This is a genomic window from Citrobacter sp. Cf116, from assembly GCF_030336505.1.
Classification (GTDB): domain Bacteria; phylum Pseudomonadota; class Gammaproteobacteria; order Enterobacterales; family Enterobacteriaceae; genus Citrobacter; species Citrobacter freundii.
On the sequence record NZ_JAOWEQ010000020.1, the window covers coordinates 1 to 2649 of the forward strand.

Here is a 2649-nt window from a genome sequence, read left to right on the forward strand (position 1 = left end):
GGCACTGTTGCAAAGTTAGCGATGAGGCAGCCTTTTGTCTTATTCAAAGGCCTTACATTTCAAAAACTCTGCTTACCAGGCGCATTTCGCCCAGGGGATCACCATAATAAAATGCTGAGGCCTGGCCTTTGCGTAGTGCACGCATCACCTCAATACCTTTGATGGTGGCGTAAGCCGTCTTCATGGATTTAAATCCCAGCGTGGCGCCGATTATCCGTTTCAGTTTGCCATGATCGCATTCAATCACGTTGTTCCGGTACTTAATCTGTCGGTGTTCAACGTCAGACGGGCACCGGCCTTCGCGTTTGAGCAGAGCAAGCGCGCGACCATAGGCGGGCGCTTTATCCGTGTTGATGAATCGCGGGATCTGCCACTTCTTCACGTTGTTGAGGATTTTACCCAGAAACCGGTATGCAGCTTTGCTGTTACGACGGGAGGAGAGATAAAAATCGACAGTGCGGCCCCGGCTGTCGACGGCCCGGTACAGATACGCCCAGCGGCCATTGACCTTCACGTAGGTTTCATCCATGTGCCACGGGCAAAGATCGGAAGGGTTACGCCAGTACCAGCGCAGCCGTTTTTCCATTTCAGGCGCATAACGCTGAACCCAGCGGTAAATCGTGGAGTGATCGACATTCACTCCGCGTTCAGCCAGCATCTCCTGCAGCTCACGGTAACTGATGCCGTATTTGCAGTACCAGCGTACGGCCCACAGAATGATGTCACGCTGAAAATGCCGGCCTTTGAATGGGTTCATGTGCAGCTCCATCAGCAAAAGGGGATGATAAGTTTATCACCACCGACTATTTGCAACAGTGCCTGTTTTTATCTGGATATTTAAACAGGTTTATTGTTAGGTAACGCACGTTGGCCACGCTGGAGCGTCTTCTGGGCCTGCTGTCGGCCTTTGAGGTCGTGGTATGGATGACGGATGGCTGGCCGCTGTATGAACCCCGCCTGAAGGGAAAGCTGCACGTTATCAGCAAGCGTTACACTCAGCGCATTGAGCGACATAACCTGAATCTGAGACAACATCTGGCAAGGCTGGGACGGAAGTCACTGTCGTTCTCAAAATCGGTGGAGCTGCATGACAAGGTCATCGGGCATTATCTGAACATAAAACACTATCAGTAAGTTGGAGTCATTACCGGTTCTCTTTGTCTTTTAGTGATTCTATAAACCTCATTACGTCTGAATATAAAAATCTATTATTTGATTTATGTGGCTCATGAGGTTGTGGGATGGTCTTGTTTTTGAATGTGCCAGTTTTCTTAATGGCAAAGATTAACTCACCTTCTGTTATTCCTAACATTTCAGCAAATGTTTTTGCTTCTATAGTTACTGACTTCATTTAATTAACTCTCATGGTATCGATTTTCTTTACCGGCATCTTTAACAATGGTGCTCGTTTCTAGTGTTGCTGCGGTACGCTTCATCATCGTCTGCGGGGCGGTTGCGATAGTGAAGGAGCTGCCGGGCGTGAGCAAATCTATCAGGCGCTGGCCGCTGATAATCTCCATCCGTTCACTGGCAATACTGACAGATTTTGAACCTGCGCCGGTTTTCCCGGTATGGCAAAACAGACCGCGACAGTTATGACGTTTAAGCAACTTCTCGAACTCCTGTACGTGCTGTAAAGCAATATGGCCGCGATAGCGTTTAGCCTGAATAAGATAGCGATATTTTCCTATTATTACCTGGCCGTCAATGCCTCCATCGCCGGTATAGCGTTTGTTTCTGATGGTTCTGAAGCCATGCGCTTCAAATCCTTCCAGCAACAGTTCTTCAAACACAAAAGGATCAATTTTCCTCAGGTAGTTAATTTTTTGGGCACTGTTGCAAATAGTCGGTGGTGATAAACTTATCATCCCCTTTTGCTGATGGAGCTGCACATGAACCCATTCAAAGGCCGGCATTTTCAGCGTGACATCATTCTGTGGGCCGTACGCTGGTACTGCAAATACGGCATCAGTTACCGTGAGCTGCAGGAGATGCTGGCTGAACGCGGAGTGAATGTCGATCACTCCACGATTTACCGCTGGGTTCAGCGTTATGCGCCTGAAATGGAAAAACGGCTGCGCTGGTACTGGCGTAACCCTTCCGATCTTTGCCCGTGGCACATGGATGAAACCTACGTGAAGGTCAATGGCCGCTGGGCGTATCTGTACCGGGCCGTCGACAGCCGGGGCCGCACTGTCGATTTTTATCTCTCCTCCCGTCGTAACAGCAAAGCTGCATACCGGTTTCTGGGTAAAATCCTCAACAACGTGAAGAAGTGGCAGATCCCGCGATTCATCAACACGGATAAAGCGCCCGCCTATGGTCGCGCGCTTGCTCTGCTCAAACGCGAAGGCCGGTGCCCGTCTGACGTTGAACACCGACAGATTAAGTACCGGAACAACGTGATTGAATGCGATCATGGCAAACTGAAACGGATAATCGGCGCCACGCTGGGATTTAAATCCATGAAGACGGCTTACGCCACCATCAAAGGTATTGAGGTGATGCGTGCACTACGCAAAGGCCAGGCCTCAGCATTTTATTATGGTGATCCCCTGGGCGAAATGCGCCTGGTAAGCAGAGTTTTTGAAATGTAAGGCCTTTGAATAAGACAAAAGGCTGCCTCATCGCTAACTTTGCAACAGTGCC

The 2649-nt window shown here is 49.5% G+C and carries 4 protein-coding genes and 1 pseudogene; 2 read left to right on the forward strand and 3 right to left on the reverse strand.

Annotated features, from left to right (window positions below):
* Positions 1 to 52: 52 nt before the first annotated feature.
* Positions 53 to 757: an IS6-like element IS26 family transposase gene (locus OGV74_RS01060; protein ID WP_001067855.1), complete on the reverse strand. Its 705-nt coding sequence runs from the start codon at positions 755 to 757 to the stop codon at positions 53 to 55.
* A 104-nt stretch (positions 758 to 861) separates the two neighbouring features.
* Between OGV74_RS01060 and OGV74_RS01065 the strand changes: the two are divergent.
* A pseudogene (locus OGV74_RS01065) lies at positions 862 to 1134 on the forward strand (IS1 family transposase); the annotation flags it as partial.
* A 10-nt stretch (positions 1135 to 1144) separates the two neighbouring features.
* Here the strand turns inward: OGV74_RS01065 and OGV74_RS01070 are convergent.
* Together OGV74_RS01070 and OGV74_RS01075 are read right to left on the reverse strand one after the other, a co-directional pair.
* The gene (locus OGV74_RS01070) at positions 1145 to 1351 is read right to left on the reverse strand and encodes a hypothetical protein (RefSeq protein ID WP_001749967.1); all 207 of its coding nucleotides are present in this window, start codon (positions 1349 to 1351) and stop codon (positions 1145 to 1147) included.
* Between the two features lie 4 nt (positions 1352 to 1355).
* The gene (locus OGV74_RS01075) at positions 1356 to 1793 is read right to left on the reverse strand and encodes a restriction endonuclease (protein WP_020325134.1); all 438 of its coding nucleotides are present in this window, start codon (positions 1791 to 1793) and stop codon (positions 1356 to 1358) included.
* A gap of 99 nt (positions 1794 to 1892) precedes the next feature.
* Between OGV74_RS01075 and OGV74_RS01080 the strand changes: the two genes are divergently transcribed.
* Positions 1893 to 2597, forward strand: coding sequence for an IS6-like element IS26 family transposase (locus OGV74_RS01080; protein WP_001067855.1), 705 nt, complete (start codon positions 1893 to 1895; stop codon positions 2595 to 2597).
* Positions 2598 to 2649 lie beyond the last annotated feature (52 nt).